A 25,798-nucleotide genomic window follows, 5' to 3' on the forward strand; every position below is an offset into this window, starting at 1 on the left:
TAAGATGCGCATAAAATAAGGCTTGCTATTGATTTAGCAACAGATTCGAAGCGTAAGAATTAGTTACAAGCTTCTTTAAGTGCTTTACCAGCTTTGAATGCTGGAACTTTAGCTTCTGCGATTTGGATCTCTTCACCCGTTTTAGGGTTACGTCCAGTGCGAGCAGCACGAGTGCGTACGCTGAAAGTACCAAAACCAACAAGTGCAACTTGGTCACCAGATTGAAGAGTGTCACCAACTGCTTCGATGAAAGCGTCTAGAGCGCGGCCTGCAGATGCTTTTGAAATGTCTGCGTTGTCAGAAATTTTTTCTACTAATTGTGTTTTATTCACGAGAATTCCCCTTTGTCTGCCTAAGTTTTATTTTTGTCGGCAGTATTCATTTCGTTCCATTAGATTTTTACCGCCAACCCTTGTGTTTAAAGGGCTCGCAGTAATGTCAATAAAGTTAGCGCCCAATAAAAAGGCTGACAAGCGTTTTTCCACCTATCAGCCCATTCTTTTACTTATTTTTGGGATACGTCACTATTTTTTCGCTTCAAACTCAACGCCGGTCGGGTCTTGCTCCAGCGCAACCTTCAATACTTCGTCTATCCACTGCACTGGAATCACCTTAAGATCTGCGATTACGTTCTCAGGAATGTCTTCTAGATCACGCTCATTATCCTTAGGAATCAACACAGTTTTAATACCACCGCGGTGTGCGGCGAGTAGTTTTTCTTTCAAGCCGCCGATAGGAAGAACCTCACCACGTAAGGTGATTTCGCCCGTCATACCCACCTCTGCTTTCACAGGGTTACCCGTTAGACTAGAAACCAACGCAGTACACATTGCGATACCCGCACTTGGACCATCTTTCGGTGTTGCGCCTTCTGGTACGTGCACGTGAATATCACGCTTCTCGTAAAAATCTGAGTTGATACCCAGTTTTTCAGCGCGAGAGCGCACAACCGTCATCGCAGCCTGAATCGACTCTTTCATTACGTCACCAAGTGAACCTGTTTGAGTCAACTTGCCTTTGCCCGGCATCGATTCAGTTTCGATAGTGAGTAGGTCACCACCTACTTGCGTCCATGCAAGCCCGGTCACCTGACCTACGCGGTTGCTTTCGTCAGCTTTACCAAAGTCGTGGCGTTGAACGCCTAGGTACTCTTTCAGGTTGTCCATGCTTACCGTCACAGACTTCAGGTTTGCATCAAGCAGGATGTTCTTCACCGCTTTGCGACAGATCTTAGAGATTTCACGCTCAAGGCTACGTACACCCGCTTCACGTGTGTAGTAACGGATAATACCGATGATTGCAGAATCTTCGATCTCAATTTCATGCGGTTTCAGTCCATTTCGCTTCACTTGTTTATCAACAAGGTGACGCTTAGCAATATTAAGTTTTTCATCTTCGGTGTAACCCGACAGACGAATCACTTCCATGCGGTCTAGCAACGGACCAGGAATATCCATTGAGTTCGACGTCGCAACGAACATAACATCAGACAGGTCGTAATCCACTTCTAGGTAGTGATCGTTGAACGCGTTGTTTTGCTCCGGATCTAAAACCTCAAGCAGTGCTGAAGATGGGTCACCTCGCATATCAGAAGACATCTTATCGATCTCATCCAATAGGAACAGTGGGTTCTTAACACCAACCTTAGACATTTTTTGAATCAGCTTACCTGGTAGCGAGCCGATGTAAGTACGACGGTGACCACGGATCTCAGCTTCATCTCGAACGCCGCCTAGCGCCATGCGCGTATACTTACGACCCGTTGCCGCTGCGATAGAGCGACCAAGAGACGTTTTACCTACACCTGGAGGACCAACAAGGCAAAGGATCGGACCTTTAAGCTTATTGATACGATTTTGTACCGCCAAGTACTCAAGGATACGCTCTTTCACGCGCTCAAGGCCGTAGTGGTCTTCGTTTAAGACCTCTTCTGCTTTTGCTAGATTCTTCTTAACTTTTGAACGCTTAGTCCAAGGAACGCCAACCATCCAATCGATGTAGCTACGTACAACTGTCGCTTCAGCAGACATTGGAGACATCATCTTGAGCTTTTGCAGCTCTTGTTCCGTCTTCTCTTTTGCTTCTGCTGGCATTTTTGATTCTTCGATCTTCTGCTTAAGTGCTTCGAACTCATCAACGCCGTCTTCGGTTTCGCCTAGCTCTTTTTGAATGGCCTTCATCTGCTCGTTGAGGTAGTACTCACGCTGAGATTTTTCCATCTGCTTCTTAACTCGGCCGCGAATACGCTTCTCGACTTGCAGCAAATCGATTTCAGACTCCATTTGGCCCATTAGGAACTCAAGACGCTCAGTCACATCAAGCAGCTCTAGCACTTGCTGTTTGTCTTCAAGTTTAAGTGGCATATGCGCAGCGATCGTATCGGCAAGGCGTGCAGCCTCATCAATACCATTGAGCGACGTCAGCACTTCTGGTGGAATCTTTTTGTTTAGCTTAATAAAGCCTTCGAACTGGTTGATTGCACTACGAACAATCACTTCTTGCTCACGTTCATCCAGCTCTGGTGTTTGTAGATATTCAGCATCCGCTAAAAAGAAATCATTTTCTTTAAACTGATGAATACGCGCGCGCTGCTGACCTTCCACCAACACTTTTACCGTGCCATCTGGAAGCTTTAATAGTTGTAGAATAGTAGCGACTGTACCTACTTCAAATAGGTCGTCGATTGTAGGCTCGTCGGTATCAGCCTGCTTTTGGGCAACAAGCAGCACTTGCTTATTGGCATCCATAGCGGTTTCTAGACAACGGATAGACTTCTCACGGCCCACAAACAGTGGAATAACCATGTGAGGGTAAACGACTACGTCTCTAAGGGGCAGTACTGGGATTTCAATACGCTCGGAACGTTCCAAGTTCATATAATTCTCTCTTCCGCTTACATATTAATTTTTTACTAATAAGCAGTATATGGGGCTTAAATGGTTGGATTCAATGAAAGAATAAAAAAAAGAGGAGGTAATTGCTTACCTCCTCTTTTATGAGTCTTTGTCGACTTTTGATTATTCAGCGCCAGCAGCTTGGTTTTCCGAGTTGCTGTAAATCAGTAGCGGTTCAGATTCGCCATTGATCACTGTTTCATCGATAACAACTTTGCTTACGTCCGTTACCGAAGGTAGCTCGTACATCGTTTCTAGAAGTACGCCTTCAAGGATAGAACGTAGACCACGAGCACCTGTTTTACGCTCCATTGCTTTCTTGGCAATAGCACGTAGTGCGTCTTCGCGGAACTCTAAATCAACACCTTCGATATCGAATAGCGCGCCATACTGCTTAGTCAGGGCGTTCTTCGGCTCACAAAGGATCTGAATAAGAGCCTCTTCGTCTAGTTCAGTTAGCGTTGTTGTTACTGGTAGACGACCAATGAATTCTGGAATTAGACCGTACTTCACTAGATCTTCTGGTTCTACCTGAGTAAACAGTTCACCTACTGTTTTCGTTTCGTCTTTAGAGCGGACTTCCGCACCGAAGCCGATACCAGTACCTGTTGCTACACGTTGCTCGATAACTTTATCCAGGCCGGCAAATGCACCACCACAGATAAATAGGATCTTCGAGGTATCAACTTGTAGGAACTCTTGTTGAGGATGCTTACGACCACCTTGAGGCGGAACTGAAGCAATCGTACCTTCAACAAGTTTTAGTAGCGCTTGCTGAACACCTTCACCCGATACATCACGAGTGATCGATGGGTTTTCAGCTTTACGTGAAATCTTGTCGATTTCATCAATGTAGACAATACCACGCTCGGCTTTTGCTACGTCGTAGTCACATTTTTGCAGAAGCTTCTGAATAATGTTTTCTACGTCTTCACCCACGTAACCAGCTTCGGTTAGCGTAGTTGCATCAGCCATAGTAAATGGTACATCTAGGAAACGAGCCAGCGTTTCAGCCAGTAGTGTTTTACCACTACCCGTTGGACCAATCAGTAGGATGTTACTCTTACCGAGCTCCACACCTTCGCTCGTTGTGTCCCCATTACGTAAACGCTTGTAGTGGTTATATACAGCAACTGCGAGTACTTTTTTCGCGTAATCTTGGCCAATTACATAGTCATCAAGGTGTTCACGAATCTCACGCGGTGTTGGCAGCGCCTCAGATTCTTTCTTAGGTAGAACATCCTTGATTTCTTCACGAATAATGTCGTTACAAAGATCGACACATTCGTCACAAATGTAAACTGAAGGGCCGGCGATTAATTTGCGAACTTCGTGCTGGCTTTTGCCGCAGAAAGAGCAGTACAGTAATTTACCGCTCTCTTTGCTTTTATCTGTCATTCGCTAACCTCTTAGCCTTTACTTTCATAGTTTGAGTTTATATCAGTTTCTAGCAAATTGCGTAGCGTTATTTACTCGCCACGGTGGCTAAGAACTGCGTCCACTAAACCGTACTCTACTGCCTGATCCGCCGACATAAAGTTGTCACGGTCAGTATCACGCTCAACCACTTCTAGAGGCTGACCAGTATGCTCTGCTAGTAGCTTATTCAGTTTCTGCTTAATCGTTAGAATTTCTTGAGCATGAATCTGAATATCAGATGCTTGGCCTTGGAAACCACCTAGTGGTTGGTGAATCATTACACGAGAGTTTGGAAGCGCATAACGCTTACCAGGTGCACCACCAGCTAGTAGAAATGCCCCCATAGAACACGCCTGGCCCATACATACCGTGCTCACATTCGGTTTGATAAACTGCATTGTGTCATAGATAGACATACCTGCAGTTACGCTGCCGCCTGGAGAATTGATGTATAGGAAAATGTCCTTATCAGGGTTTTCTGATTCTAAGAATAGCAACTGAGCCACGACAAGATTTGCCATATGGTCTTCAACTTGACCAGTTAAGAAAATCACTCGTTCTTTGAGTAGTCGTGAATAAATATCGTAAGAACGCTCACCACGAGAAGTTTGTTCAACCACCATTGGTACTAGCGCATCCATAATAGAAGGCATCGCGTTTTTTTCTTGGTAGCTCATAATCTTATGTCCCTAAAATAAATGGTCCGAGTGACTATATCACACGGACCATTGTTAGCAGAATTGTTAACGGTAAGTCAACCTTCTACACAAGATATTGCTAATTAAGCAGCAGGTTGTTGCTGGTTCATTAGCTCGTTGAAGCTAACTTCTTTGTCAGATACTTGTGCTTTAGCTAGGATCGCGTCGATTGCTTGCTCTTCTAGAGCAACGTTACGCATGTTGTTCATCATCTGCTCGTTTTGCTCGTAGTAAGCAATAACTTCTGATGGATCTTCGTAAGCAGTCGCCATCTCTTCGATTAGCTCTTTCACTTTCTCGTCGTCAGCTTTTAGCTCTTCAGACTTGATCACTTCACCAAGTAGAAGGCCTACAACTACGCGACGCTTAGCTTGCTCTTCGAAAAGCTCACGTGGAAGTTGGTCAGCAGCTTCAGTGTTACCACCGAAACGTTGAGCAGCTTGTTGACGTAGAGTAACGATTTCTTGATCGATAAGTGCAGCTGGTACATCGATTTCGTTAGCAGCAACAAGACCGTCGATTGCTTGCTCTTTGATCTTAGCTTTAACAGCTTGCTTAAGCTCACGCTCCATGTTCTTGCGAACTTCAGCTTTAAGAGCGTCAACGCCACCTTCAGCAACACCGAACTTAGCAACGAACTCGTCGTTGATTTCTGGAAGTTCACGCGCTTCTACTTTGATCACTTTGATAGCGAACTTAGCAGCTTTACCTTTTAGGTTTTCAGCGTGGTAATCTTCTGGGAAGTTTACGTCGATGTCGAATTCCATACCTGCAGATTTGCCGATGATGCCATCTTCAAAACCAGGGATCATGCGACCAGCACCCATCTCTAGAGGGAAGTTCTCAGCTTTACCGCCTTCAAACTCTTCACCGTCGATAGAACCAACGAAGTCGATAGTTGCACGAGAGTTCTCTTCAGCAGCGCCTTCAACTTCAGTCCAAGTTGCTTGTTGCTTGCGTAGAGTTTCGATCATCTCTTCAACGTCAGCGTCTTTAACTTCTACTGCTGGCTTCTCAACAGAGATGGTTTCTAGACCTGCTAGTTCAACTTCTGGGTAAACTTCAAAAGTTGCAGTGAAAACTAGGTCTTCACCTTCTTTAGACTCAACTGGAGCGAACGTAGGCGCGCCAGCTGGGTTGATTTTTTCTTTTACGATTGCTTCGATGAAGTGACGTTGCATAACTTCACCCATCACGTCGTTACGTACTGCTTTGCCGTACATTTTCGCAACCATTTTCAAAGGTACTTTACCTTTACGGAAACCATCGAAACGACGGTTTTTAGCGATGTTGCGAAGTTCCGCTGTAACTGCATCTTCGATGTTAGCAGCAGGAACAGTGATATTAAGACGGCGCTCTAGGCCTTCTAGCGTTTCAACAGTAACTTGCATTGTTTTTAAACCTCAAAAGTGGCTCAGTTTCCTGAGCGTATGAGCCAAAGGTAATGTACCTAGGCTTCATCCTTGTGTTGTGCCCTATCCGAACACTTGTAAACTAGTATCAAAATCAAGACTGACGTCTTAATCTTGGGCTAATAAGCGATACCCTTGCGTTTATTGCCACTCAATCGTGTCGATAAAGCGTAAAAGGTGTCTTTTATTAGTCTCTGGACAGAAATTTTAGACGCGACATTCTAGCGATATGAGCATAGCCTGTCGAGCTCTGAGGGAAATCCTCATCTATCTGCACAAAAAACTATCGAATATTGCAATTATTCAATTAATAACTGCATCTACGGCTTATAAATGGGGACAATAGCGGCTTTTTCAACAGATTTAAGCGCTTTTTTTATTAAGACGATAAAAAAGAGAGATAGATCTTGTTTTGCACTCTTTAATGTTTGAGCTTGTAATTCAAAATTAACATTTTCTACAGAATTCCATATTCAAACCATAAAATTTTCTCAGCACTGTTTCACATATTTTTGACATCGCTTGATGCAATCTGAACCCATACTGATGCGCAAAGTCGACATGTAGTCGTACTCTGTGACGCAACAAATTCCAAATAGATTAACTCGCACTCTTTCCACTGCCTTGAGTGCGAGTTTCCCTCTTTTTTCATAATCTCTCAATCCACGACTACACTAATATTATCGACCGTATAAAACGAGCAATCACGAGGGTTGATTAATGAAGGATATCAATAAAACCGACGTCGCGTATTACACAGAGACGGCCGTTATTGAGCACGATGAATTGAACATGGATACCGTCCAAGTTGACGGAGTTTACGTGGTTGAAAGGCGCAAGCGTATTGAAAGACGAACCCGAAATACCCCAGTTGCATTTGAACGACGCACATCCTGTGATCGTCGTAACAACCACAGGATCGATATCGAGGTTTGAAGATCTAGATTTGTTACTTGAGTTTAGATAGCCGCTCGCACTGCATTTGCGAGTCGTTTGGCAGCTCGCTCGGGGTCGGCGTTAGACTCATTGAAGAAGTTAGTGACGACATCAAAAATTGCATCTTGAGCATACGCTGTGGTCGACATCCCCTGGGAGATGCTCGGTACCAAATCACCCGAGTTACCCGCAAGTTTGAAGGCCTTCATCGATTCTTGAGCACAGATATCAAAACCGGTCATATCCATATCAAGTCGAACAGGGATCGAACCCTTGTTCAAATTAAATTGTTGTTGGAACTCTTTATCCATAATGGTCGCCGCCAGCGCGTGCTGCGCTTCTTTCGAGCTCTCGTCTTGCAATTCAAAAAAAGTGAAGCTATCCATGTTATAGGTAAACTGATCAGCCGTACCTGGTGCCGGAGCACAGACATAATCGACACCCGGTTGCTTTCCTGCAGCTGCAAATTCCCCTTTCGCCCAGTCACCCATGATCTGCATCGCGGCTTCACCCTCAATAACCATCTCTGAAGCTTGACTCCATGAACGCCCCCGGTACTTAGTATCAACGTACTGCTTAAAGCGCTTGAAGTGGGTAAACACCTCAACCATTTTTTCACCGGACAATGTCGCAGGGTCTAAATCAACAAAGGCTTTGGTATAGCCTTCTGAGCCTAAAACACTTAAGGCGATGGTTTCGAACAGCGTAGCGTTTTGCCATGCTTGCCCACCGTGAGCCAAAGGGATATAACCAGCGGCTTTAATTTTATCGGCTGCGGTATAGAACTCGTCAAGCGTACTAGGGATCTCAACTCCAACCTGTTTGAATACCTCAGGGTTTGCCCACAACCAATTAACGCGATGTACGTTCACGGGAACCGCAACATAATCACCCTGCCAACGCATGATTTCGTCGATTACAGGTGGCACAACGAGCTTCCAGTGCCCCTCATCCGCTACTTGGTTTAGGTCAGTAAGAAAACCCAGCTCTGCCCATTCACGAATATTGTGGCCCTTAATCTGAGCTGCCGAAGGAGGGTTACCAGATACCGCTCGTGTTTTTAGAACCGTCATAGCCGTATCGCCACCACCACCCGCAATGGCAAAGTCTTTCCATGAATGACCTTTAGCCTCAAGCATATCTTTAAGGGCTTCTACTGACTTCGCCTCACCACCCGATGTCCACCAGTGAAGCACTTCAACTTCACCCGCTGAACTTTGTAGGCTCATGGCTAAAAGAGGAAAGGTTAGCAGCGTACGACTTAAACTCATTGCTTGTCTCCAAAAAGATACTAGGGGTATAGACCCTAAACATCGAGATCCGTTGGGATATAGACTTCAACCAACAATCCGCCGGTTGGAATGTTGCTCATCAATAGGTCACCACCATGAGCATGGAGAATACTACGACAGATCCCTAACCCCAGTCCGTGACCTTCGCTATCATCTGCCAATCGGAAGTAAGGCTCAAATACCGCATCCATCTTATCTTCGGGAATACCCGGGCCGGTATCGCGAATGAAGACAACAATCCAATCCCCATTATCTTTTACGCTCACTTCGGCACTTCCGCCGTATTTCACCCCATTTTCGATCAAGTTGGTGAAAACGCGCTTGATTGCCAATGGTTTGCAGATAATCGGGTCGATATTGGTACACTCTATTGATACCAAAGGACGCTCTGCATTCTTCGATGAATAGGACAGTGAATTAAACGGCTCTGCAATAACTTGAAATAAGTCATTAAGATCAACGAAAGCATTGTTCTCATGCAAATCTGTTTCCCTCACACATTGCAACGCGCCTTTCACCATCATCTCAAGATCATCAAGATCACGATTAAACTTGTCGCGTTTTCTATCGTCATCCAGTAGCTCGGCTCTCAAACGCAGCCGAGTGATAGGCGTCTTCAAGTCATGAGAAATAGCAGAGAATAGATGCTCACGGTCAGAGATATAACGACGAATACGTTGCTGCATTCGGTTAAATGCCCGCGTCGCCAATACCAGTTCCGTAGCTCCCTCTTCTTTTAACTGCGGTTGGTCGATATCCATACTCATCTCATTTGCAGCACTTGCCAGTCTCTTCAAAGGACGAACTTGGCGTTTCATCATCAAGAAAGTGAGAATCAACAACAAGGCCGTAGAGAAGACTAAGAACACGGTTTGTTCGTTGGTAAGGATAGTGTCATCAAGGCTTACGTAGGGTGCTGGTAATAGTGCAGCAATGTAGATCCACTCATCTTCTGCTATTTGGATCTGTACCACCAAAACAGGAGGGTTCAATGGTTCAAGGGTCAATGTATGGTGCGCCCATGAACGCGGTAAATCCGCCAAATAGATATCGTTCTTCAACAGTCGCAGGTTTTCTGGCCAGGTAAAGTCGACCAATATCTGCTTAGCATTGGGTAATTTGGTATTGAGTACTCGGTCTACCGCTTCGATAGATACTTCTTTAAGTCGAGTCTCCCGAACCGGTTCAACGATCAATTCTTCACGGTTAAACGAAACAAAGAAACGCGTGCCGCCCATATCGCGAATTTGGTTCAGTACAATGTGACGATATTTGGTCGGTAGCGACTGGAAGAAATTAGTGGTAGAGGCAAACATTCCCGCCATGCTCTCAGAAGCCGACTGGATACCTTGTAACTCTTTTTGCTTGGATTGGTTATACCAAATTGCTGTCGCCACACCCTGAGCGAGAATGACTGCAAACAAGGTCAGCAGCAATGTTCTCGTCACCAATGAATTAAGACGAATGGTTCCGTAAAGCCGACGCATGAGTAATCTCGCTCAAATATGTTTTAAATTAGTGATGGAACTCTACTGGTACCGTCATGATATAACCGCTACCTCGAATAGTTTTAATGTAGTGTGGGAAGCGCGCACTCGTCCCTAAACGCTGGCGTAGTCGGCTCAATTGAACATCGATACCACGCTCAAAAGGCAAAGCCTCTCGCCCTTTTGTAGCAATGGAGATGGTGTCTTTGGTTAAAATCTCATTGGGATGTTGTAAGAACAACGACAACATTGCGAAATCGCTGCCAGTGAGATCAAACGACTTATCAGTATGAACATTGATAATACGTTGAGATACCGTATCTAGATTCCAATCACCAAACGAGATCAAGCGAGGCAATGAATCTGAGACTTCAGCATCTGAAATATGCGTACGGCGCAGTAATGCTTTAATCCTAGCCATTAACTGGCGAGGGTTAAACGGCTTCGCAATATAATCGTCCGCACCGATCTCTAAACCAATGATTTGATCGGTTTCGTCAGACACCGCAGTGAGCATTATGATAGGCACATTTGATTCTTTGCGAATACGCTGGCATAAGGTAAATCCATCGTCACCTGGCATCATCACATCTAGTAGGATCAAGTTTGGGTAGCCTGAGGTTTTCAAAAACAACTCAAGTTCTTTGCCATCATTGACCGTTGATACTCTGAAATTGGCGTTACTCAGATACTCATCAAGCAACTCACAGATTTCTGGATCGTCATCAACTACTAAGATATGTGTTTGGCCTTGCATTATTACCGCTCGTTATTTTGGAATTGGCACAGTCTACCGTTAATCGGCGAGTTTACTCATTATGACTGAATAGATTTTTGATTTTCGTCACTCGAAGTGGGCAAAAAAAGCCTCAAGATGAGCAACTGATTTCTAACTTCTTCCCCCAATCTGAAGGTAGCTGTGCGTAATGGTTGTATTTATGTTGGTCTGAAAATGGATTTTTCAATACCGAAGAGAGATTATTCACCTCACTAAAATCACCTTTTTCCGCTTTTTCAATCGCTTGCTGTGCAAGGTAAGTACGTAAAATATACTTTGGATTCACAGCCCGCATTGATCGACACCTCTGTTTCTTCGTTGTTTTCTCTAATCGACAACGCTTGATATATAAATCATACCAAGTGCTTAACTGATTTTGGAATTCAGGGAGTGTGTTCAGCTCTTTGATAGAGGTTAAAATCGTCTCTTCCCCTTGTCGATCAAGTTCAGACAACTGACGCATAAAATAGGTGTAATCCAATGCACCCTGCTTCAATACTGCAAACATCTCATCAAACAGTTCACCGTCACCATCGATGCGCTCGCGCAAGCCTAATTTCTTACGCATCAATAGACTAAACTCTCTGTTTAAATGCTGCTCGTAGTTCAAAAGTGCAGTTTCCAGGGCTTGCTTATCAATGAGTGGCGTCAGTGCATTGGCTAAGGCAGTCAGATTCCAAAGACCGATTCTAGGTTGCTGGTCAAAGGCATAACGACTCTCGTAGTCTGAATGATTACTGACAAAACCTGGCTGATAGTCGTCTAGAAAAGCAAAAGGGCCATAATCAATGGTTTCGCCAAGAATCGACATATTGTCCGTATTAAGCACTCCGTGAACAAAGCCACTGGCTTGCCATGTAGCGATCAATCGTGCCGTATTAAGCACTACCTGATCAAACATCGCTATATATGGATTCTCTGACTGTCTAGATTTTGGCCAATACCAATCAATCACTTTATCAGTCAGCAGTTTCAACTCAGTCAGTTTTCCCGTATAGAAAAAATGCTCAAAATGCCCAAAGCGGACATGCGTTGACGCTGTCCTCAATAGCATAGCCCCTTGTTCCACTTTTTCTCGATAGACAGGTGTGTCACTGGTCGCCATAGCGAGAGCTCTTGTCGTTGGTATTCCCAAACCATGCATAGCTTCACTGCACAGGTACTCGCGAATTGTTGAACGCAACACAGCTCGACCATCCCCCATACGAGAATAGGGTGTCAGCCCAGACCCTTTAAGGTGTAAATCAACCCAGTGACCAGCTCGGTTCATGACTTCACCTAATAGAACTCCACGGCCATCGCCCAAATCTGGGTTATAGACACCAAATTGGTGGCCTGCATATTTCATTGCTAATGGGCTGAAAGTCCGATGAATACTTTCACCAAATAAATACGGTGTGAGTTTCGTCGCCTGCGCTTGAGAACGCGGTAGGTTTAGCTGTGATGCTAGGTCACTGTTCCACGCAACTAGGGTTGTATTGTCCAGTGGTTGAGGTTCAATTAAAGTATAAAAAGCATCTGACAATTGCTGAAAACGATGGCCGATTTCAAGCACTAACAAGTCCTTCATTATCGCGCCTTGGTTATATTTTCGGAGCTAATGGATGTTACTAGCTTGTAAACAGATTAGCATGCAGTCGCGCAATTAAATAGGAATGGTTTAACTGAAAGTAATTAGAGAGGTTGGAGTCTAAGGCAATAGATAAAAAACAATTAGGATTGAGGATGCTTAGGGGATCGCAAGTTTACACATGCCTCCCCTAATAGCATTGATGATCAGATCATCGTAAGAACCGCAGAAATAGCTGCCAGACAAAATAGGCAAGTGCGGCTGATTAGACCAAAGTTAGAAGGTTGGATCATTTCGTTATGTTGCATAGGCTTAGCTCCTCGTTCATAGTTTTGTTACGCTTTAATTACACTATAATGAATATTCGGATTAAGCCCAAGCATAATAATATTAACCTTTTATGACAGCGTGTAATCTTTTTATCGCCAGTCTCACTTTTTAGTGGCTTTTTACCACGTCAGACGAGGAAACACGGTGCCTTTCTCCATAAATTCCATCTTTTGCAGCAACACCGCAACCAATGATCATACAGATTTGGTCACTGTTTCTTAGCCCTAACAGCTTTTTCGCCCTTACTGAGTCAAAACCTTCCATTGGGCAGGTGTCATAACCCTTATCTTTCATCGCATACATAAAGGTCATAGACGCAAGGGCTGCGCTTTTGTGTAGGCAAACGCGAACATCTTCCTTACTCACTTCACGAACCATTGGTTTTTTACGTCCAACAAAAGCACTCAACAGCTTTCGCCCGAGCCCTAGTAACCCCAGTTTATCGTTGCGGTAAACAAATGGGATTAATTTACCGTAGTACTTTAGTGCAGCTCGTGATGTAGCGTCTTCACGTCCTTCAAACGCCTTGCGTACAACCTCAGCGTTCATCTCTGCTCTCTGTTTCCAATTGTGTGGTGTCACGACAACTGCGACAAGCTCGTTCGCGGTTTTCACTGCGTTTTGCCCCATACAGATTTCCGCCAACTGAGCGCGCTTGTCTTCATCAATGACTCGATGAAATTCCCACATTTGCATATTGCTGCTATTTGGGCTGAGTAGTGCGAGCTCAAGAGCATCGGCCACATCTTGATGATCAAACTCGGCGTGTGAATCATATTTTCGGACAGAACGGCGGCTATGGACCAGGTTATCAAAAGATTGAGACATAATAGGAGTACTAGTTAACTAAATGAAAAACCAATTAATGCTGCCTGAAATAACATCTCCTCGCAAGCCAACAAATAGCGGTCAGTTCCATAGAGAAAAACGCCTCTAGGATTACTAGAGGCGTTTAAAAAGGAGCCGTTGTAGGGAACAGTTATGCTGAACTCGTTTTCAATGATTGTGCCTTACGCATATTCCACGCCAATAGTACCGCCAGAACAATCATCGCCGCGACTTCAATCATTGGGGTACCCAACACCATACATGCCGCTGCAGCAAGCCAAAGCAAGCGCTCAGCTTTGGTTAGATAACCAAACATGTAACCCTCAATGCTACCAGCAAAAGCGATAATCAAGGCGATTGTCGCAAGGGTTGCGAATGCAAAGCTCCCAACTTCTCCATCAACCCAGATAAGACCTGAGAATGCCATCATCATAGGGATTAAGAAAAAGCCTTGTGCCAATTTAAAGGCTTGAACGGCAGATTGCATTGGAGAGGATTTAGCGATGCCTGCGCCAGCAAACGCTGCCAGTGCAATAGGAGGTGTCACATTCGAGGTCTGTGATAACCAGAAGACGATCATATGTGCAGCAAGTAAGCTCACACCAAAATCAAGCAACGTTGGCACCGCCATGATAGAGAGCACTATATAGGCTGCTGTGACAGGCAAGCCCATTCCTAAGATCACCGCAGCTAAAGCAATCAAAGCTAACGCGGTAAATAGGTAACCACCAGAGAGTGCGATAAGGAACTGTGTAAATTGCAGACCAATACCAGTTTGACCAACAACGCCTACCACAATACCAGCAGTCGCACACGCTACAGAGATCGGCAACGCCAGAATCGCACCTTGCTTCATTCCTTCAAAAAATAACGGCAAAGTAATTCGACTGTGTTTCCTTAGCATTGATGCAATCAAGATGGCTGCACAGCCTGCAATTCCCACCAGCACCGGAGAGTAACTCATCATGAGCAAAGCGGTAATCAACACAAGTGGTACTAAGAAGTGCCAGCCGCGCTCCATGACAACCTTAAGCTTCTCATAGTTGTCCATCCCCTTAAGTCCAAGCTTACACGCCATGATATGAACATAAAGCAAGGTACAGGCGAAATAGAGGATCGCCGGCATAATAGAAACAATTAAGATCTCGCTATAGGGAATGCCAGTGAACTGCGCCATCACAAAAGCGCCAGCCCCCATCACCGGAGGCATAATTTGTCCACCTGTTGATGCTGCTGCTTCAATGCCTGCTGCTTGCTCTGGCTTGTAGCCAAGCTTTTTCATCATCGGAATCGTTAATGAACCGGTTGTTACCGTATTGGCAATCGCGGAACCTGAAATAGAACCTAGAGCTGCAGAAGAGATAACACTCGCTTTTGCCGGACCACCTCGATATTTACCTGCAATAGCGAATGCACTGTCGATAAAAAAGTTACCCGCCCCCGTGACTTGTAAAAATGCACCGAACAGCACGAAGATGAATACCACACCGGCTGCAATGGCAAGTGGCGCACCATAAACTCCGTTGGTCGAGAAAATATGGAAACGAATGATATCTTCCAAAGGAAAACCACTACTTGCGATGGCTGCGGGCAAATAGTTCCCATACATGGCATAAGTCAAGAACAACGCCGCAATAGAAACCATGACCATGCCTACGGTTCTGCGGGTTGCCTCTAAAAGCAGCACAATAGTGATACAACCTGCTAGCTTATCGGTTTCTCCAACACCCTCGATAAGAAACATGATGTCATCATAGTCAAACTTTGCAATTCGCCAAGTCGACCAAATAATGGCAACGGCAAACAAAGTATCGATTAAACGCCCAAGCTTGAATTGAAGAGAATGTTGTTGATGCTTGAAGAGCGGATGGGTCAATAAGACGAGAACAATAACCCAACTTAGATGTATTGGACGAAAAACTGGAGCAGATATCTCTGCAGTGATCCCCTGCCAGATCTGAAAGAAAGACAAGGCGATAGCCGCAACTGCGGCTATCTTCAAAGGGATATCAACCAGAATAGACGACTTAGGATCTGGCATTATTTATTTCCCTATTTCTTTTCATCAAGGTATTTTTTAGCACCTTCGTGAAGAGGAACACCTGCAAGTTTTTCCATATTTTCAAGCGTTGTGTAGCTTGTCACTTTGATGCTCTGACGTACTTGTTCAATGTTTTCAAACATAGATTTGGTCATTTCATAAACTAAGTCCGCGTCGGCATTTTTGTTCACAACCAATACGTTCCATACCGCTGGTGTGTTAAACGCAGGAACACTACGATAACTGTCTGCAGGTACTTCTAAAGGTTGGAATGACGGCATCGCCTCACTCACTTTCGCTAGTTCATCAGCAGAGAAAGACAGGATACGAATATCACGAGTTAAAGTAAGCTCGGTGACAGCACCCACACCCAGGCTACCCACGATGACACCCGCATCAATCTGCCCATTCGCCAATGCAGACGTTGTTGCTGTGTAGTTTAGGCTCTGAGCTTTCATATCCCCTTCAGAGATACCCAAAGCGCCTAAGATACCAATCGCACTGGTGCGTGTACCTGATCCTGGAGCACCAAGTGACACACGCTTACCTTTTAGGTCTGAAATGGTTTTAATATCTGAATCAGCTGGCACCATAAAGTGCACCACATTTGGATAAAGCGCAGAGACCACGGCAACATCCATCTTCGTTGGGAATGGCTTCTGACCTTCATAAGCTTTTTGCACCACGCTCCCCATAGCGATACCCGCGAGCTGCTTATTGGTCGCAACCTTAATGCTGTTCTCTACCGAGCCTGCCGTCACTTCTGCGCGCATGTTGAAATCTGGAATTGTTTCACCCCAAATTTTCGCCAAAGTACCGCCAAGAGGGTAGTAAGTACCACTTTGGCTACCAGTACCGATAGTGAAGTTGTTTGCAAATGCAGAGAAAGAAACCGCACCTGAAATAAGTGCGGTCAAAATGGTTTTTGATATCTTTTTCATTGTTTTAGCGTCCTGTGCTGTTGTGAGCAAACGTTGCGTGAATATTAATTTGCTCACTGAGCGTAGCTCCAAAGATCGATTTCAGACACTAAACTTTGGTCAAAAGAGATAACACGATCACCCGTAAAATAGAGAATATTTGACCGCGATCACCGTTTAAATATTGAGCAATTTATAATTTATCTTCTTATTTCCATGAAAATACTCTTTATCTCTTTCTGAGATGGATCTCACTACTTTGCATGGGTTACCAACCGCGACCACGTTTTCAGGAATATCTTTCGTTACAATACTACCTGCTCCAATCACACTGTTTTTACCTATGGTAACCCCCGGTAAAATGACACTGTTTGCGCCAATCCAAACATTTTCCTCGATATGAACGGGAAGATTGAACTGCCCTACTTTTCGGCGCAAATCAGGGTCAATGGGATGACCAGCTGTCGCTATAGTCACATTCGGAGCAATCATCACATAGTCACCAATGTAGACATGCGTATCATCAACGAGCGTAAGGTTGAAGTTAGCATAGACGTTATTCCCTAAGTGGGTATGCCTCCCCCAGTTTGCTCTTAGTGGTGGTTCGATGTAGCAATCCTTGCCCACTTCAGCAAATATTTCACTTAGCAATGCTTCTCGTTTGTCTGCTTCTGTTGGCCGCGTTTGGTTAAAATCGTATAGTCGATCCAAACACCGAGTTTGATCAGCAAACATCTCCTCCTCTTCACATAAAAAGACTTCTCCACTGTGTAACTTATCTTGATAACTCATTGACTCACCTACGTTATTGGGATGAAAACTTCACAATCCTGAGTTTTCTTTTGATTCTTCGACTTTCCGTTACTTGTATAGAAATAACCAAGTAAAATCTTAGCGATTATTATTATTTGCAATTCCGATCACTGTTTCTTGTTAATCTGAGCACTCGTTAATTCCGCGCTGTTTTTCAGCGTACAGAGGGACCATGAGTCAAGAAAAGGACAAATACAGTATTGAAAGTACCGATTACACAATCGGTCAAGACAATATTCAAAAGTGGGGCTTTGACGTCCACAACGCCGTGTTCAGCATCAGTGCTGGGCTTATTATTCTGTTTTTAGTTGCGCTGCTTCTTGTCGAGCCATCGACCGCCAAAAGTCTTCTCGATGGTGCTAAGTGGAAGATCATCGCTAACTTCGACTACCTGTTCATGTGGGCAGCCAATATTTTCGTCGTTTTCTGCCTATTCTTGGTGCTTTCACCATTTGGCAAAATTCGTATTGGTGGTACAGATGCTGTCGCTGAACACTCTACTGCTTCATGGATTGCGATGCTATTTGCCGCTGGTATGGGTATCGGCTTGATGTTTTGGGGAGTGGCAGAGCCAACAGCGTACTTCACGGGTTGGTACGAAACGCCACTTAATACTCCTGCTTATTCTGAAGGAGCGAAGGCCGTAGCATTGGGTACAACCATGTTCCACTGGGGTATTCATGGTTGGGCTATTTATTCCGTGGTTGCTCTTTCGATGGCCTTCTTTGCTTACAACAAAGGCTTGCCACTCTCAATGCGATCGGTCTTCTATCCTATCCTAGGTGATCGCGCGTGGGGTTGGTTTGGTCACATCATCGATATCATGGCAGTCATCGCGACCCTATTTGGTTTAGCGACCTCACTAGGATTAGGCGCACAACAAGCAGCAAGTGGCCTGTCGCATGTATTTGGTATCGAAGCGAACATTACCACCCAACTAATCATTATCGTCATCGTTTCCGGCTTAGCGATCCTATCTGTGATTCGCGGTATTGATGGTGGTGTAAAGGTGCTGAGTAATATCAACTTAATGACCGCTTTCGCGCTGCTGATGTTTGTCATTATCGTTGGTATCTCCATCTTCTTTGACTCAGTTTCTGCAGCATTTGTCGGTTATGTTGAAAACTTTATTCCTCTAAGTAATCCACACGGCCGTGAAGACGAAGCTTGGATGCACGGTTGGACTGTATTCTACTGGGCTTGGTGGATCTCTTGGTCACCATGTGTCGGCATGTTTATCGCGCGCGTGTCCAAAGGACGCACGGTTCGCCAATTCATCACTGCTGTAGTGTTCATTCCTACATTCATCACTCTGATTTGGATGTCGGCATTTGGTGGTCTTGCAATCGACCAAGTAGTGAACAAAGTGGGTGAGTTGGGCGCGAATGGGCTGTCCGATATCACGCTATCTCTCTTCTATGTTTACGATGCTCTGCCGTTAAGTAACTTACTTTCGGTTCTCTCTATTGCACTGATTATGGTCTTCTTTATCACCTCATCAGACTCAGCATCGTTAGTTGTCGATAGTATTGCTGCGGGCGGCAAGGTTGACGCACCAGTACAACAACGCATCTTCTGGGCAACAACCCAGGGTGCTATTGCTGCTGTTTTGCTTTGGGTCGGTGGTACTGAAGCCATCCAAGCGTTGCAAGCAGGAACCATTTCAACAGGTCTGCCTTTTACCATCATCTTGTTGACCATGTGTGTCAGCTTGGTGATGGGTCTAAAGACGGAACTTGAATACCAAAAGCCATCGTACGCTTAGATTGATCTCCTAAACTAAACTCCAATCCCCATTTGAGAAATCAGTGGGGATTTTTTCTTTCTCGCTTGCAAGCGAATCGACATCACCAATAAACTGATCGACCAAAATTTGCTCTAGAACAAGTTTTATTCATGTTTTTAATATGTAACAGATAAGTTGCGAGCGTAACGGGATTTTTTAAGGGCAAGTTTGACTATTCTAATGGTGACACCGAAGGGAAAAGAGTTAGGAGATTGCTATGAAATATCACAATATTCTCGTTGCTTTAGATCTAGAAGACTCAAGCAAACAGCTGGTAAGAAAAGCCGGTTTTCTAGCCGAACAATTTGGCGCGAATGTCTCATTTGTTCATATCGATGACACTCACGGTGAAATCTACCCAGAATTGATCGATATCTTGCATATTGAAGACGAGGCACCAATTAATATCGATGCATTGCAACAGCTAGAAAGCTTTGTTGAATATGCTACCTATCCTGTTAAGAATTGTTGGGTGGGCACCGGTGATCTAAGCACTAAAGTGCTGGATATGATTGCTGATCGACATATCGACTTTATTATTTGCGGACATCACCATGACTTCCTCAGCAAGTGGATTTCACATTCCAAACACCTCATCGACAAATCCCCTGTCGACATATTAGTGGTTCCCGTGTAATCCCATATAAACAAAGCCCTAGCATGTGCTAGGGCTTATTCTATCTGAGTCGTTAGATTACTCTTAGCAAAGAGAGTGCAATTAACGCCATGACGACCCCAACAAACAATTCCAAGAACTTCCACGCCTTAGGTTTATCAAAAACAGGGGCCAATAAACGAGCGCCAAACCCAAGAGAAAAGAAGAACACGAACGATGCACTCACCGCACCTAAAGCGAACAGATGCTGCTGCGGTTGATACTGAGTCGATATCGAACCAAGCAGAACTACCGTATCGAGATACACATGCGGATTTAACCAAGTAAATGCTAAGCATATTGCCACCGTCTTAGGTAACGAAGACTGAGATTGCTCACTCGCTTTTAGAGCATGATCGGTCGTCAATGCCGATTTGAAGCTCAATAGAGCATAAATGGTCAGAAACAGCGCGCCACCATAACGGGCAAAGGTCTCAATCTGAGGAAACTGTTTTACCAATGCACCAAAACCGCCCACTCCTAGTGAAATGAGTATCGCATCAGACAATGCACAGACTAAACACACCACAAACACGTGCTGTCGTTTTAGACCTTGCTTGAGCACAAACGCATTTTGCGATCCAATCGCTAAGATAAGTGACAAACCAAGAGAAAAACCGGCAAGATAAGTCGTCATTGTTGTTCGTCCTAAAGAGCAATGTTCTGAGTGCAACGTTCTGATAGCACCTTCGCTGCTGCCCTGATTAGTTGCATGTGCGGCTCTACGAGATCCTGATGATCTGTTCGGTATCCACCACCAACCACACATCCCACAGGTAGGTGTCTGTTGAGACAATGATTTAGCAACCAATAGTCTCGTTGATAAATCCCATCCGTAGAGACATTCAAATACCCTAGCTCATCATCAATGTGAATATCGACGCCTGCATCGTAGATAACAAGGTCCGGTTGGTGTAGGTTGATTGCTGTTTCCACCACCGACTTAAAAGTAGTTAAAAACTCTTGGTCTCCGACTTCCCGGTTGAGGTCAATGTCGATATCGGAGTCCGGTTTTCTTGCTGGAAAGTTTTTACCGCAGTGAAAAGAAAGGGTCACTACATCTGGCATGTTTTGGCACAGTGTCGCCGTCCCGTCACCATGATGCACATCGCTATCGATGATCAGCACTTTATCGACATCCGGGTGCTCAAGAGCTTTAAAGGCGGCAAGTGCGAGATCGTTAATCAAACAAAAGCCACTGCCAAAATCAAAATGAGCGTGGTGGTAACCTCCACTTAGGTGGATCGCAAAGCCATGCTCTATTGCCAACTCAGCGGTAGCCACGGTACCTCCTGCGGAGGTTAAGGTTCTTCGGATCAGTTGTTCGCTCCATGGAAAACCAATACGCCGCATCTTGGCTTCAGCTAACTGACCGCTAGTAAGAAGGTCAATATAGTCAGAACAATGAACTTTTTTCACCTCATCTACCGTCAGAGCTGTAGACTCAATCAACTGAATACAACCACTTTCAAGCTCTTGGTTCATCTGTTCATTAACCGCTTGATGTAAGCGCTTATACTTCGAGATAGGATATCGATGCTGTGGTGGAAGAGGAAGCTCAGAATAAATCGAGTGGTAAATGATGGGTAGCATGATAGTGATTATTGATTCGCAATAACCTCAGTGTACCCAATCAACTCTATGATTAAAATGGGCTAGTAATCAACGATTAGTGATGAGTAAGTTCGGTGTAAAGCTGGGTGTTACGCTTAATGAAGAACAATCGATAAGCGAATGCTAAACCAAGACAGAGAGATGCCGGAACGAGCAAAGCAATGAACTCTAATCTCTCAAAGATGACCGCACCAGTTGTGCCTCCGGATACGAAGCCAAATATGATAGTGACAAAAAGCTTGGCTTTGCGTTTATCAAAGGTTTCACCGCGTAAACTCGCTCCAATCATCAAGCCAAGGTCGGTAAACAATCCCGTTACGTGCGTCGTTCTTACTACTGCTCCGCTGTATCGTGTCGCCAACGCATTTTGTAACCCACAGGCCAGCGAAGCAATATAGTGGCCAATATGCACATCAAGTACTAACGAAACAGTCGCTAGGATGAGTAGTATCGCTTCAAGAATCAGCAGAGAGTCATAGTGACGCCCCACCTCAAACGACTCACCACACAACACTGCGCCAGAGATTGCCGAGCCGACGACAAAGCAAATCAGGACGCCAATAAGCTGCAAACCTAAGGTCCACTCAAAACCAGCCAGTTGCGCGCCGAGTAAGGTTGCAGATCCCGATAAATGAGAAACCGACTGATGTTGGAAGCCAAGTAAACCGATGACATTCACGTAACCTGCAATAAAAGCCAGAATAAATGAGCCCCATTCCACCCATTTTGGTAAACGTCTGATCATCAATATCACCCGTACTTCAGGTATAACCTGGATTTATAAAACGCGGATTGTACGCCGATTATGTAGGTAAATATTGACCTATCGCAAGCAGGCTTAACCTTTATAGGTGAAAGACGTATAGTGAGTAAAACGAAAAAGGAGAGATTATGGCAACCGTATTCATCACCGGTGCAAACAGAGGAATTGGCCTTGCATTGGCTAAGCAATTCTTGGAGCATAACTTCAAAGTTCTCGCCACCTATCGAGACAAAGCAAGCTCACAAGAGCTACTTGAACTTACAAAGAATCATCAAAGCTTAAGCGCGTTTCAGCTCGATGTAACCAATTACTCGCAAGTAGAAGATCTAGCCTCAGCGCTGCCAAATATCGACATCCTGATCAATAACGCGGGCTACTATGGTCCAAAGGGATATGATTTTGGTCACACTGATGTGGAGGAATGGCGAAAGGTTCTAGAAGTCAACACGATAGCGCCATTGAAACTGGTAGAGGCATTTTACCCAAGACTTGAAAAGAGTAGTTCGAAGACGATAGCTTGCCTCTCCTCTAAGGTTGGCAGCATGACCGAAAATACCTCGGGTGGCGGCTATATCTATCGCTCATCAAAAGCAGCACTAAACTCGGTTGTCAAAAGCCTCAGCAATGATCTATCAAGCCAAGGTTTTACAGTGCTTGCGCTTCACCCTGGATGGGTAAAAACCGAGATGGGTGGACCTAACGCACTTTTAGAGACGGACATCTCGGCACAAGGGTTATTTAATGTTATTCAAAATTCAACACCAGGAAACTCAGGACAATTTATCAACTTCGATGGCTCTGAGCTGCCTTGGTAATATCATTTAGAACTTTTCTTACGACGTGTGCCTGTTGTCGCTTTTGAGTTGTAATTGGCTTTGCCAGTACTTTTACGCTTACGTTTAAATGCTGGCCGCTCAACCTTAGGAAGATGGCGCAAGGATTCAGGAACTGGTCCTTGTTTCACTTGCGTCATCAAACCATCAATTTGATTTTGCAGTGCTTGCATAAAGGGTTGATAGGCCTGGTTTCTTTCTGCCATACCTTGAAGCTGGTGCTCCCAGTGTGCAGTCATGTCAGGGTAAGTCGAAGCGTCTGGCAAGGCATGAACTAGCCCTCTCCCAGCCGGACTGCTCAAGATGCTCTTTCCCTGTCGCTTGAGCAGCTGACGCTTAAATAGGATATCTAGGATACCCGCTCGCGTAGCCTCCGTTCCCAAGCCATCGGTTTCTTTGAGGATTTTCTTCAGTTCTTTGTCTTCAACAAATCGAGAAATACCCGTCATGGCTTGGAGCAACGTAGCTTCGGTGAAATGCTTGGGTGGCTCCGTTTTTTTGTCACCAATAAGGCCTTCACGACAAGTCAACACCTCACCCTCTATGAGTGCGGGCACTCTGTCTTCCGTTTGCTCTTCATCATCACTCTTACCCATTAGCGCTTTCCAACCCGCCGATATCATTTGACGTCCTTTAGCGATAAAGACTCCACCAGCGATATCAAACACCAGTTTAGAATCAGCATAAACAGCCGCAGGATAGAATTGCATAAGGTACTGGCGAGCAATTTGTGCATACACTTTCATTTCGTCTCCAGACAACCCATTCACTGAAGATTTCTTGGGTGTCGGGATGATCGCATGGTGCGCATCGACCTTGCTATCATTCCATGCTTTAGATTTGATCGACAAATCTGCACCTTGTGCTGCGGAAGCGAGATCTTTCGCATTATTGGCGATCGCATCAACCACAGAGCCCGCTTGCTTATAATGGTCTTTAGGTAAGTGACGGCTGTCTGAACGCGGGTAAGTGATGAGTTTGTGCTTCTCGTACAAAGACTGACACACATCTAATACATGTTGAGCACTCATACCAAAGCGCTTTGCCGCATCTATTTGTAAAGCGGAAAGAGAGTAAGGAAGTGGCGCATTCTGCTTAGTTTGTTTCTGCTCAGACTCTTTAACCGTCGCAGGCTGATTAGCGATACGAGCAGCGACATTCTCAACCAACTTACGATTGAGCACTCGTCCCTCTTCATCTTGCCAGGGTTGGCACGCATCACTTGGCTTCCAACGCGAACGAATATCAAACCAGCCATTATCGCCTTGATAGGGAATTAAAGCATGAAGCGTAAAATAGTCTTTAGGAACAAAGTTTTCGATCTCTTCATCCCGGCGGGTTACTAACCCTAAAACCGGTGTCTGTACCCGACCAACAGACAGTACACCTTGGTATCCCGCTTTTTGTCCCAACAGGGTATAAGCGCGGGTCATATTCATGCCATACAACCAGTCTGCTCTTGAACGAGCCAACGCGGATACTGACAGAGGAATAAAATCTCGATTATCTCGCATCGAGGACAATGCGCGCTTCACTGCCGGCAGGTTAAGGTCACTGATAAGAAGGCGTTTAATCGTCGCTTTCTTCTTTTGCGAGACCTTGCAGTAATCAATCACCTCGTCGACCAACAACTGCCCTTCTCGGTCTGGGTCACCGGCATGGACGATTTCATTGCATTCTCTAAGTAGCTTTCTGACCACCGTTAGCTGTTTGCTCGCCGTCTTCTTAGGTTTGAGTTGCCACAGCTCAGGAACAATTGGCAGATCGCCTATATTCCATTTTTTGTAGCGCTCGTCATAACTGTCCGGTTCAGCCTGCTCTAACAAGTGCCCAATGCACCAAGTGACAATATCGCCATTACCGCAACGGATAAAACCCTGTTCCTTCTTTTGAGGATTGGGTAAAGCAGTGGCAATCGCACGCCCTAGACTAGGTTTTTCGGCAATGAACAGACGAGACATAGAGAATTCATAACAAACAAATAATTAGGGCCACATTAACGAATGTGGCCCTAACAAATCAAGAAAAACTGTACTTTTAACCAGTGGTTTATGACTATAGATACTCAACGAACTTACTAATATCACGCTCTGGTACTTTCATTGGCGTACAACCTGGTGTGCCTAAGTACAAGAAGCCAACAATTTCATCTTCACCCTCTAGGCCGAAAGCTTGCCTTACGTTCTCATCAAACATCCATTTACCTGAGCGCCAGAAACCTTGGAAGCCTTGTGCTACCGCAGCCATCTGCATAGCCTGAACAGCGCAACCCGCTGACAAGTGTTGCTCAATGGCTGGTACTTTCTCATGCTCGGTAACCTTTGCAATGACAGTAATAACCATAGGTGCACGAAATGGTGCCTTTGACAATTTCTCAACAACCGCTTCTTCAGCACCAGCTTTCTTTGCCGCGTCCACCAGAATGTTCGCTAACTTCTGCAATCCCTCACTTTGAGAAATAACAAAACGCCAAGGTGTTAGGTTGGCGTGGTCTGGTGCTCGTAAACCGGCACGAATGATGTTTTCGAGCACCACGCCCTCTGGTGCTGGCTCAGATAATTTGGCAATTGAGCGTCGATTTAACAACAGTTCTAACGCATCCATTTGAAGTCCTTCTTAAGCTTTCTTTAGATTCTCTTTTGTTAAGAGTATTCACTACTTTAGCACAGAGTTTGGAATGATAATAACTCTCAAAAAGGACGAATGACTGCATTGTAATTGTGTGTCTT

22 protein-coding genes are annotated in these 25,798 nt (G+C 44.9%); 4 read left to right on the forward strand and 18 right to left on the reverse strand.

Annotation, left to right across the window (positions count from 1 at the left end; translation table 11 throughout):
* Positions 1 to 59 precede the first annotated feature (59 nt).
* From DPF91_RS10910 to tig, 5 genes are all read right to left on the reverse strand, one after another.
* Positions 60 to 332 carry an HU family DNA-binding protein gene (locus tag DPF91_RS10910; protein ID WP_117234455.1) on the reverse strand — a complete coding sequence of 91 codons (273 nt, stop codon included), beginning with the start codon at positions 330 to 332 and terminating at the stop codon, positions 60 to 62.
* A 192-nt stretch (positions 333 to 524) separates the two neighbouring features.
* Positions 525 to 2,876, reverse strand: coding sequence for an endopeptidase La (gene lon, locus DPF91_RS10915; protein WP_117234456.1), 2,352 nt, complete (start codon positions 2,874 to 2,876; stop codon positions 525 to 527).
* A gap of 141 nt (positions 2,877 to 3,017) precedes the next feature.
* Positions 3,018 to 4,292 carry an ATP-dependent protease ATP-binding subunit ClpX gene (gene clpX, locus DPF91_RS10920; protein ID WP_117234457.1) on the reverse strand — a complete coding sequence of 425 codons (1,275 nt, stop codon included), beginning with the start codon at positions 4,290 to 4,292 and terminating at the stop codon, positions 3,018 to 3,020.
* Between the two features lie 71 nt (positions 4,293 to 4,363).
* Positions 4,364 to 4,990 (reverse strand): ATP-dependent Clp endopeptidase proteolytic subunit ClpP, encoded by a 627-nt coding sequence (gene clpP / locus DPF91_RS10925; protein ID WP_117234458.1) that lies wholly within the window; start codon positions 4,988 to 4,990, stop codon positions 4,364 to 4,366.
* 104 nt (positions 4,991 to 5,094) lie between these two features.
* Entirely contained in the window at positions 5,095 to 6,402 is a 1,308-nt protein-coding gene (gene tig / locus DPF91_RS10930; RefSeq protein WP_117234459.1) for a trigger factor, read from the reverse strand.
* A 741-nt stretch (positions 6,403 to 7,143) separates the two neighbouring features.
* Here tig and DPF91_RS10935 point away from each other — a divergent pair.
* On the forward strand, positions 7,144 to 7,359 hold the full coding sequence (locus tag DPF91_RS10935; protein ID WP_117234460.1) for a hypothetical protein: 216 nt from the start codon (positions 7,144 to 7,146) through the stop codon (positions 7,357 to 7,359).
* Positions 7,360 to 7,382: 23 nt separating this feature from the next.
* Here DPF91_RS10935 and DPF91_RS10940 read toward each other — a convergent pair whose 3' ends face one another.
* The 8 genes from DPF91_RS10940 to DPF91_RS10975 all read right to left on the reverse strand — a co-directional run bounded on the left by DPF91_RS10940 (position 7,383) and on the right by DPF91_RS10975 (position 17,397).
* A complete protein-coding gene (locus DPF91_RS10940) occupies positions 7,383 to 8,630 on the reverse strand; it encodes an ABC transporter substrate-binding protein (protein ID WP_117234461.1) in 1,248 nt (415 codons plus the stop codon).
* 35 nt (positions 8,631 to 8,665) lie between these two features.
* Complete coding sequence (locus DPF91_RS10945; RefSeq protein ID WP_117234462.1) at positions 8,666 to 10,138, reverse strand: ATP-binding protein; 1,473 nt, start codon at positions 10,136 to 10,138, stop codon at positions 8,666 to 8,668.
* Positions 10,139 to 10,166: 28 nt separating this feature from the next.
* Complete coding sequence (locus DPF91_RS10950; RefSeq protein WP_117234463.1) at positions 10,167 to 10,895, reverse strand: response regulator; 729 nt, start codon at positions 10,893 to 10,895, stop codon at positions 10,167 to 10,169.
* A 112-nt stretch (positions 10,896 to 11,007) separates the two neighbouring features.
* The gene (locus DPF91_RS10955) at positions 11,008 to 12,486 is read right to left on the reverse strand and encodes a protein adenylyltransferase SelO (protein WP_117234464.1); all 1,479 of its coding nucleotides are present in this window, start codon (positions 12,484 to 12,486) and stop codon (positions 11,008 to 11,010) included.
* Between the two features lie 438 nt (positions 12,487 to 12,924).
* Positions 12,925 to 13,644, reverse strand: coding sequence for a nitroreductase family protein (locus DPF91_RS10960; protein WP_117234465.1), 720 nt, complete (start codon positions 13,642 to 13,644; stop codon positions 12,925 to 12,927).
* 151 nt (positions 13,645 to 13,795) lie between these two features.
* Positions 13,796 to 15,685, reverse strand: coding sequence for a TRAP transporter permease (locus tag DPF91_RS10965; protein ID WP_117234466.1), 1,890 nt, complete (start codon positions 15,683 to 15,685; stop codon positions 13,796 to 13,798).
* A gap of 11 nt (positions 15,686 to 15,696) precedes the next feature.
* Entirely contained in the window at positions 15,697 to 16,626 is a 930-nt protein-coding gene (locus tag DPF91_RS10970) for a TAXI family TRAP transporter solute-binding subunit (RefSeq protein WP_117234467.1), read from the reverse strand.
* Between the two features lie 156 nt (positions 16,627 to 16,782).
* On the reverse strand, positions 16,783 to 17,397 hold the full coding sequence (locus tag DPF91_RS10975; protein WP_117234468.1) for a sugar O-acetyltransferase: 615 nt from the start codon (positions 17,395 to 17,397) through the stop codon (positions 16,783 to 16,785).
* Between the two features lie 193 nt (positions 17,398 to 17,590).
* Between DPF91_RS10975 and DPF91_RS10980 the strand changes: the two genes are divergently transcribed.
* Positions 17,591 to 19,183 (forward strand): BCCT family transporter, encoded by a 1,593-nt coding sequence (locus DPF91_RS10980; RefSeq protein ID WP_117234469.1) that lies wholly within the window; start codon positions 17,591 to 17,593, stop codon positions 19,181 to 19,183.
* Positions 19,184 to 19,421: 238 nt separating this feature from the next.
* A complete protein-coding gene (locus tag DPF91_RS10985; RefSeq protein ID WP_117234470.1) occupies positions 19,422 to 19,841 on the forward strand; it encodes a universal stress protein in 420 nt (139 codons plus the stop codon).
* 52 nt (positions 19,842 to 19,893) lie between these two features.
* Here the strand turns inward: DPF91_RS10985 and DPF91_RS10990 are convergent, their stop codons facing one another.
* From DPF91_RS10990 to DPF91_RS11000, 3 genes are all read right to left on the reverse strand, one after another.
* Positions 19,894 to 20,496 carry a LysE/ArgO family amino acid transporter gene (locus DPF91_RS10990; protein ID WP_117234471.1) on the reverse strand — a complete coding sequence of 201 codons (603 nt, stop codon included), beginning with the start codon at positions 20,494 to 20,496 and terminating at the stop codon, positions 19,894 to 19,896.
* 11 nt (positions 20,497 to 20,507) lie between these two features.
* Positions 20,508 to 21,452 (reverse strand): histone deacetylase family protein, encoded by a 945-nt coding sequence (locus tag DPF91_RS10995; RefSeq protein ID WP_117234472.1) that lies wholly within the window; start codon positions 21,450 to 21,452, stop codon positions 20,508 to 20,510.
* A 76-nt stretch (positions 21,453 to 21,528) separates the two neighbouring features.
* Entirely contained in the window at positions 21,529 to 22,218 is a 690-nt protein-coding gene (locus DPF91_RS11000) for a YoaK family protein (RefSeq protein WP_117234473.1), read from the reverse strand.
* Between the two features lie 146 nt (positions 22,219 to 22,364).
* Between DPF91_RS11000 and DPF91_RS11005 the strand changes: the two genes are divergently transcribed.
* Positions 22,365 to 23,051, forward strand: coding sequence for an SDR family oxidoreductase (locus DPF91_RS11005; RefSeq protein WP_117234474.1), 687 nt, complete (start codon positions 22,365 to 22,367; stop codon positions 23,049 to 23,051).
* 2 nt (positions 23,052 to 23,053) lie between these two features.
* On the opposite strand, the gene DPF91_RS11010 is transcribed toward DPF91_RS11005, so the two are convergent.
* Both DPF91_RS11010 and DPF91_RS11015 read right to left on the reverse strand, forming a co-directional pair.
* A complete protein-coding gene (locus DPF91_RS11010; RefSeq protein WP_117234475.1) occupies positions 23,054 to 25,030 on the reverse strand; it encodes a DNA topoisomerase III in 1,977 nt (658 codons plus the stop codon).
* Positions 25,031 to 25,124: 94 nt separating this feature from the next.
* Positions 25,125 to 25,673: an NAD(P)H nitroreductase gene (locus DPF91_RS11015; RefSeq protein WP_117234476.1), complete on the reverse strand. Its 549-nt coding sequence runs from the start codon at positions 25,671 to 25,673 to the stop codon at positions 25,125 to 25,127.
* Between the last annotated feature and the right edge of the window lie 125 nt (positions 25,674 to 25,798).

It is taken from the genome of Vibrio maerlii (assembly GCF_003415655.1).
Taxonomy (GTDB): Bacteria; Pseudomonadota; Gammaproteobacteria; order Enterobacterales; family Vibrionaceae; genus Vibrio; species Vibrio maerlii.

What these genes read in the sequence shown, in the direction of transcription:
- lon (WP_117234456.1), bottom strand. Translation starts at nt 2,876, where the DNA reads ATGAACTTGGAACGTTCCGAGCGTATTGAAATCCCAGTACTGCCCCTT.
- clpX (WP_117234457.1), bottom strand. Translation starts at nt 4,292, where the DNA reads ATGACAGATAAAAGCAAAGAGAGCGGTAAATTACTGTACTGCTCTTTC.
- clpP (WP_117234458.1), bottom strand. Translation starts at nt 4,990, where the DNA reads ATGAGCTACCAAGAAAAAAACGCGATGCCTTCTATTATGGATGCGCTA.
- tig (WP_117234459.1), bottom strand. Translation starts at nt 6,402, where the DNA reads ATGCAAGTTACTGTTGAAACGCTAGAAGGCCTAGAGCGCCGTCTTAAT.
- DPF91_RS10935 (WP_117234460.1), top strand. Translation starts at nt 7,144, where the DNA reads ATGAAGGATATCAATAAAACCGACGTCGCGTATTACACAGAGACGGCC.
- DPF91_RS10940 (WP_117234461.1), bottom strand. Translation starts at nt 8,630, where the DNA reads ATGAGTTTAAGTCGTACGCTGCTAACCTTTCCTCTTTTAGCCATGAGC.
- DPF91_RS10945 (WP_117234462.1), bottom strand. Translation starts at nt 10,138, where the DNA reads ATGCGTCGGCTTTACGGAACCATTCGTCTTAATTCATTGGTGACGAGA.
- DPF91_RS10950 (WP_117234463.1), bottom strand. Translation starts at nt 10,895, where the DNA reads ATGCAAGGCCAAACACATATCTTAGTAGTTGATGACGATCCAGAAATC.
- DPF91_RS10955 (WP_117234464.1), bottom strand. Translation starts at nt 12,486, where the DNA reads ATGAAGGACTTGTTAGTGCTTGAAATCGGCCATCGTTTTCAGCAATTG.
- DPF91_RS10960 (WP_117234465.1), bottom strand. Translation starts at nt 13,644, where the DNA reads ATGTCTCAATCTTTTGATAACCTGGTCCATAGCCGCCGTTCTGTCCGA.
- DPF91_RS10965 (WP_117234466.1), bottom strand. Translation starts at nt 15,685, where the DNA reads ATGCCAGATCCTAAGTCGTCTATTCTGGTTGATATCCCTTTGAAGATA.
- DPF91_RS10970 (WP_117234467.1), bottom strand. Translation starts at nt 16,626, where the DNA reads ATGAAAAAGATATCAAAAACCATTTTGACCGCACTTATTTCAGGTGCG.
- DPF91_RS10975 (WP_117234468.1), bottom strand. Translation starts at nt 17,397, where the DNA reads ATGAGTTATCAAGATAAGTTACACAGTGGAGAAGTCTTTTTATGTGAA.
- DPF91_RS10980 (WP_117234469.1), top strand. Translation starts at nt 17,591, where the DNA reads ATGAGTCAAGAAAAGGACAAATACAGTATTGAAAGTACCGATTACACA.
- DPF91_RS10985 (WP_117234470.1), top strand. Translation starts at nt 19,422, where the DNA reads ATGAAATATCACAATATTCTCGTTGCTTTAGATCTAGAAGACTCAAGC.
- DPF91_RS10990 (WP_117234471.1), bottom strand. Translation starts at nt 20,496, where the DNA reads ATGACGACTTATCTTGCCGGTTTTTCTCTTGGTTTGTCACTTATCTTA.
- DPF91_RS10995 (WP_117234472.1), bottom strand. Translation starts at nt 21,452, where the DNA reads ATGCTACCCATCATTTACCACTCGATTTATTCTGAGCTTCCTCTTCCA.
- DPF91_RS11000 (WP_117234473.1), bottom strand. Translation starts at nt 22,218, where the DNA reads ATGATCAGACGTTTACCAAAATGGGTGGAATGGGGCTCATTTATTCTG.
- DPF91_RS11005 (WP_117234474.1), top strand. Translation starts at nt 22,365, where the DNA reads ATGGCAACCGTATTCATCACCGGTGCAAACAGAGGAATTGGCCTTGCA.
- DPF91_RS11010 (WP_117234475.1), bottom strand. Translation starts at nt 25,030, where the DNA reads ATGTCTCGTCTGTTCATTGCCGAAAAACCTAGTCTAGGGCGTGCGATT.
- DPF91_RS11015 (WP_117234476.1), bottom strand. Translation starts at nt 25,673, where the DNA reads ATGGATGCGTTAGAACTGTTGTTAAATCGACGCTCAATTGCCAAATTA.